5 protein-coding genes are annotated in these 5,475 nt (G+C 38.9%); all 5 read left to right on the forward strand.

The genetic code is table 11. The annotated features are described in order from the left end of the window. The first annotated feature begins 108 nt into the window (after positions 1 to 108). The 5 genes from BGO42_RS15155 (at position 109) to BGO42_RS15175 (ending at position 5,306) form a co-directional block, all read left to right on the forward strand. Positions 109 to 246, forward strand: a complete 138-nt coding sequence (locus tag BGO42_RS15155) for a hypothetical protein (protein ID WP_286749468.1) — start codon at positions 109 to 111, stop codon at positions 244 to 246. 199 nt (positions 247 to 445) lie between these two features. Further along, positions 446 to 1,120 (forward strand): response regulator transcription factor, encoded by a 675-nt coding sequence (locus tag BGO42_RS15160; protein WP_177734689.1) that lies wholly within the window; start codon positions 446 to 448, stop codon positions 1,118 to 1,120. Further along, on the forward strand, positions 1,121 to 2,383 hold the full coding sequence (locus tag BGO42_RS15165) for a sensor histidine kinase (RefSeq protein WP_286749470.1): 1,263 nt from the start codon (positions 1,121 to 1,123) through the stop codon (positions 2,381 to 2,383). Between the two features lie 140 nt (positions 2,384 to 2,523). Further along, a complete protein-coding gene (locus BGO42_RS15170; RefSeq protein ID WP_286749471.1) occupies positions 2,524 to 3,903 on the forward strand; it encodes a porin in 1,380 nt (459 codons plus the stop codon). 20 nt (positions 3,904 to 3,923) lie between these two features. Beyond that, positions 3,924 to 5,306 carry an MFS transporter gene (locus tag BGO42_RS15175; RefSeq protein ID WP_286749472.1) on the forward strand — a complete coding sequence of 461 codons (1,383 nt, stop codon included), beginning with the start codon at positions 3,924 to 3,926 and terminating at the stop codon, positions 5,304 to 5,306. Positions 5,307 to 5,475 lie beyond the last annotated feature (169 nt).

Here is a 5,475-nt window from a genome sequence, read left to right on the forward strand (position 1 = left end):
AACAGAGAAGTTAAGCCCGCCTGCGCAGATGGTACTGCAATCCTGTGGGAGAGTATGTCGCCGCCTTTCTTTTGAAAACCCTATCCATAACGGATAGGGTTTTTTGTTTTGAAGAAGCAAGAGAAAAGAAGCAAGAGAAAAGAAGCAAGAGAAAAGAAGCAAGAGAAAAGAAGCAAGAGAAAAGAAGCAAGAGAAAAGAAGCAAGAGAAAAGAAGTGAGAGAAAAGAAGTGAGAGAAAAGAAGTGAGAGAAAAGAAGTGAGAGAAAAGAAGTGAGAGAAAAGAAGTGAGAGAAAAGAAGTGAGAAGTGTGAAGTGTGGGGAACCGGTTAAATGACCTGAAAAATCTCTGAAATTTTAAAATAGTTGACCTCCTGATCCATATTTTAATGGATTTTACTTGTTTTTTCTGTTTAGAATAATTTTTTTTACGGTATAAACATTTCCAATGAAGTTATTACTGGTTGAAGACAATCCCGAATTACGTAAAAGCATATCCGAATATTTAATTAATGAGCATTATATCTGTGAAGTTGCGTCCAATTTTGACGAAGCACGGGACAAATTAATTTTATATAGCTATGATTGTATCATACTGGATATCATGTTGCCCGACGGAAATGGCATTGATCTGCTTAAATTACTGCGTAAAGAAGGAAATGATTCCAGTGTGATTATAGTCTCTGCAAAAAATACACTGGATTTTAAAATTATCGGACTGGATGCCGGTGCCGATGATTATATAACCAAACCTTTTCCATTACCGGAACTTTTTTCAAGGATAAAAGCAGTAATGAGAAGGAAAAATAGTACGCTTTCGTCTAAGCTTGAATACAATGAAATTAGTGTTGACCTGCAATCCCTGGAAGTTTTGGTAAACGGTAAAGCCTTGTTACTCACCAAAAAAGAAACAAATCTGCTGATTTATTTTATCAATAATAAAAACCGGGTTTTATCCAGACAAACGATAGCTTCCCACCTTTGGGGCGATTATACGGATAATCTGGACAATTTCGACTTTATTTACCAGCACGTTAAGAATCTGAGAAAAAAGATTGTCGATGCCGGAGGAGAGGATTATATCAGTACGGTTTATGGTTTGGGGTATAAATTTTCACTATAGATGCGTTTAAATCACAAGTTTACACTGGCATATTCCATTATTTCCTTCTTTGTTTTGCTGATCGGGATCGGGATCAATTATGTTGCCGTGAACAGAAGTGCCGAACAGGCAACGATAGCCGTTTTAAAGAATCTGAATACGACAATTGTCAGAGATATTGAGAAAAACGGGAACTATAACGCTTACCGGAACAACAATTTTGTAAAAATCACCGTACTGGACACGGTAAAAAAAATCCCGGACGAACGGGTTGAAAACGATTACCGCTGGACAAATCTATTAAAAAGTACCCTTAATATTGTCCAGTACACGACAGTTCATAAGATCAATAATACGCACTATGAAATTACGACCAAAGCGCCGATTATAAAACCTAAAGACCAGTATATTACTGGTTTGGCGATGGTTTTTGCTTGGACATTTGTGTTCCTGATTACACTGGTTATTGTGTTAAGCCAGATCATTTCCATCTATATCCTGGATCCTTTTCAAAAAACATTGCTGGCCATTTCAAATTTTCAGATCTCCGATAATGATGATGTTGTTTTAGAAAAATCAACAACATACGAGTTCAACCGGTTAAACTCATTTATAGAAAGTACTTTAAAGAGAAGCAGGAGGGATTACCTTTCTCTAAAAGAATTTTCTGAAAATGCCTCACACGAATTGCAAACACCGGTAGCGGTGATGCAGGCCAAAATTGATTTATTACTGCAAACCGATCTGACGGAACAGCAGCTGCACGATGTTATTAAAATTTCGGAAGAGCTGGTGCGTTTGTCATCCGTACAGAAATCATTGACACTACTTACCAAATTAGATCATTTTACGATTACAGATAACGAAATTAACCTGAGTAATTACCTGAAAAAGAGCCTCGGACGTTTTACCGATATCATTGATTTGAACGACCTGGAACTCACAACAGCCATTGACGATGACGTATTTGTCGTTATTGATGACGTTCTGATTAAAATACTGCATAACAACATTATCACCAATGCCATCCGGCATAATATTCCCAACGGAACAATAAAAGTAACATTAAATACAGATTATTTGCTGGTTGAGAATACCGGTAATCCTCCAAACATTGCCCCTGAAAAGGTATTTGACCGTTTTCAAAAAGGAAATTCCAAAAAAACATCTTCCGGAATCGGGTTGTCAATCGTTAAAAAAATAATTGATCTCTATGGCTATTCTGTTGCATATTATTATGAAAACGGAATTCATAGTTTTAAAATTCGCTTTAAAAAAGCCTAAATTGTTAAAAAAACGCAATTTCAAGGTTTCTACAGTTTTTCTTCAAAATTTCCTCAAAGTTGGGTGTTTTGTTTGTGTTATGGAATAGTTAAATAATTATACCATAAGCAAAACAAAGAAACAAAACAACCAAAGCGCAAATGAAAATTCTTTTTAAAAACCGACTTTCTTTAGTCTGTATGCTCTTGTGTGGCGCGAGCCTTTTTGCACAGGAAGAGCCGGCTAAAGAAGAAAAAAAGGAACCTTTGGGTTCGCTTAAAATAAAATTCAATGAGGCGGGCGACAAATACCTGCAATTTGGTATCTGGAATCAAACCTGGTTTCGCTACATTGAAAACAATCCGGGAACAATGGTGAACGGACTTCCATCGGAAAATGGTTATGATGCCGGAATCCGAAGAATGAGAATCTCCACAACGGTACAGCTTTCCAAAAGATTCAAGTTGTTCTTTCAGGTGGGAATGAACAACCAAACGTTTATTTCCGGTGGTGGAACAGCAAATGGAGCTGACGGAAAAGGAAAAAAAGCCAAAATATTTTTCCACGATGCCTATAATGAGTTTGTTGTTATTCCGAAAACGGAAAACTTTTCGCTGTCCGTTGGAACCGGACTGCATTCCTGGAATGGTGTTAGCCGTCTGACCAATGCGAGTTCCAATAAAATGCTGACGGCAGATCTGCCGATTTACAATTTCCCGACAATCGAAATGTCCGACCAGATGTCCCGGCAATTCGGAATTTTTGTTCATGGCGAATACAAACGCCTGGCATACCGCTTCAATGTGAATAAACCCTTTGCCACCGATATTAAACCTACAGCGGCTACGATAGCGGTTGATAACAACCAGAAAGGAAATCTTGCCACAGCAGGTTATATTTTCTACCAGTTTAAGGATAAGGAAGCGATTACCTCTTCGTTTCTGCCGGGAACCTATCTGGGCGAAAAAAAGATTTTTAATGTGGGTGCCGGATTTTACAGCAATGCCGAAGGAATGGCTACTTTGAACCCTGACAGTTCTTTATCCTATCATAATATCAGTGTTTTTGGTGTGGATGTGTTTACCGAATTTCCGGTAGGGGATCCTTCCAAAAAAATGTCAGCATCCCTTTATAGTGTTTTTTACGATTACAATTTCGGACCTAATTATATCCGGACAACCGGGATTATGAATCCGGGTACGGTTGATGCCGGTTTTACAGGAAACAGAGTAGCCGAAGGAGCCGGAAATGCAAGGTTTTCGATGGGAACCGGTTCCATCTGGCACACTCAGGCCGGGTTTTTACTGCCAAAATTCAGTGATAAAATAAGAATTCAGCCCTATGTGGTTTATGCGCTGAAAGATCTGGAAGCCTTAAATCAGACAGGACATTATTATGATATTGGCACCAATTTTTTAATTTTAGATCATAATGCTAAAATTTCGCTGCAATATTCAAGCAGACCACTTTATGATCCGGAATCATTGAAAGTAACCCAAAGAGCCGGTGAAATATTGGCAAGCGTTCAAATTAGTTTATAAAAATCAAGCAAACAAAACAGATGAATACAAATAGTATAGAAGCACAGGAGATGTCGGTATCTCGCAGATTAAGAGCCATTATCAGCGGTTCCATCGGTAATTTAGTGGAATGGTATGACTGGTATGCCTATTCTGCCTTTTCCATTTATTTCGCTCCGGTATTTTTCCCGTCCAGCAGCCCGACGGCACAATTATTAAATACAGCCGGAATTTTTGCAGTCGGATTTTTAATGCGTCCCATTGGCGGATGGCTGTTCGGAAGTATTGCGGACAAAGCAGGACGAAAATTCTCAATGACCTTATCGGTACTTTTAATGTCTTTAGGATCGTTATTGATTGCCTTAACACCTTCATTTGAAGTAATTGGTATTCTGGCACCCATTTTACTTTTAGTAGCCCGATTACTGCAGGGATTGAGTGTTGGAGGAGAATACGGTACTTCGGCAACCTATTTGAGTGAAATGGCAGTGTCCAGCAGAAGAGGGTTCTATTCCAGTTTTCAGTATGTCACGCTAATTGGCGGGCAGTTAATCGCCCTGGGTATTCAGCTGATCATGCAAAAAATGTTCCTAACGGAAGAACAAATGCATGATTGGGGATGGAGAGTGCCGTTTTTTATCGGAGCAGCCTTGTCTATTGTAGCTTTATACCTGAGAAGCCACATGGAAGAAACGGAAGCTTTCAAAAAAACAGATGATAAAAACAAAACGATCACCGAAAAGAAAAGCGGCAGCATCAGCGAGTTACTGAAACATCCGAGAGCGTTGGCACTGGTGGTTGGTTTGACTCTGGGCGGAACGGTTGCTTTTTATACCTATTCGACCTATATGCAGAAATACCTGATCAATACTGTTGGATATTCGAAAGAAGATTCTACGATTATTACCTTTATTTCATTATTCCTTTTTGCAGTCTTACAGCCGGTATTCGGGTTGTTATCCGATAAGATCGGAAGAAAGCCGTTATTGCTGACTTTCGGGATTTTAGGAACACTGGCAACAGTACCGTTGTTTAACGCTCTAGGCAATTTAAGTCCGGCCGACGGTATCTGGAGTGCGTTCTTTATCGTGATGATAGCACTGATTATTGTGAGCGGTTATACTTCAATTAATGCTGTGGTTAAAGCGGAATTATTCCCAACGGAAATCCGGGCATTGGGAGTAGGCTTACCGTATTCGTTAACGGTGGCTGTATTTGGAGGAACTTCAGAATATGTAGCGTTATGGTTTAAAGATGCCGGTAATGAGCATTACTTTTACTATTATGTAACGGCTTGTGTATTTGTGTCGTTACTGGTATATGCCTTTATGCGGGATACCAAGAAAGTATCAACTTTCAATCAGGACAATAAAGAGGAAAAAGAACATCAGCCGGAGGAGAAAAGAGTTCTTTCAAAAGTATAAGGATCCGGTTCAAAATAAAAAAAGCTGCCTGTTTTCGGGCAGTTTTTTTGTTTTTTTTGTCCCGTCCTGAAATAAGTTGACACAAAATCGACTTATTATGAAAGACACAACAACAACGCGAGTTAAGCGTACTCAAAAGGATTATAATATGGCTTTTAATTAGCTGTAG

Origin of the sequence: Flavobacterium sp. 40-81, from assembly GCF_001898245.1 — a bacterium.
GTDB classification, from domain to species: Bacteria; Bacteroidota; Bacteroidia; order Flavobacteriales; family Flavobacteriaceae; genus Flavobacterium; species Flavobacterium inviolabile.

Bases quoted from the DNA above. Each gene is read 5' to 3' on its own strand.
- BGO42_RS15160 (WP_177734689.1), top strand. From the start codon at position 446: ATGAAGTTATTACTGGTTGAAGACAATCCCGAATTACGTAAAAGCATA.
- BGO42_RS15165 (WP_286749470.1), top strand. From the start codon at position 1,121: ATGCGTTTAAATCACAAGTTTACACTGGCATATTCCATTATTTCCTTC.
- BGO42_RS15170 (WP_286749471.1), top strand. From the start codon at position 2,524: ATGAAAATTCTTTTTAAAAACCGACTTTCTTTAGTCTGTATGCTCTTG.
- BGO42_RS15175 (WP_286749472.1), top strand. From the start codon at position 3,924: ATGAATACAAATAGTATAGAAGCACAGGAGATGTCGGTATCTCGCAGA.